Below are 349 nucleotides of genomic sequence, written 5' to 3' on the forward strand. Positions count from 1 at the left end.
GATACTAAAGGGCTCGCATGAAAACATTACTCTTAATTACCGCAACCCTTGTCTCTGGAATCGCTTATGCCGAAGGTGAATTGCCCGATCGTCAAACCGAACTGCCAGCCGTTGAGAAACCTCAAGATAACAAATATCTGGTGCCACGAGATTTAGTCAATATTCCTGCAGGGGAATTTGGTGACAAAGTCAAACTGGGCTATTCGCTGTTTGTCGACTCACAGCAGATGCGTGGTACGTTCGTTGGAAATGAACAAAACTGTGTAAACTGCCACATGCAAGCGGGCATGAAACCAAATGCCGCGCCTCTTGGGGGTGCATAAATGGCCTACCCTGCTTACCGTAAGAA

General features: G+C 47.3%; 1 pseudogene. It reads left to right on the forward strand.

What is annotated here, in order from left to right:
• Window positions 1-17: 17 nt before the first annotated feature.
• Window positions 18-320, forward strand: a pseudogene (locus FTW16_RS09710) (cytochrome C); the annotation flags it as partial.
• Window positions 321-349 lie beyond the last annotated feature (29 nt).

This window comes from Vibrio sp. T20 (genome assembly GCF_007858795.1).
Classification (GTDB): domain Bacteria; phylum Pseudomonadota; class Gammaproteobacteria; order Enterobacterales; family Vibrionaceae; genus Vibrio; species Vibrio satsumensis.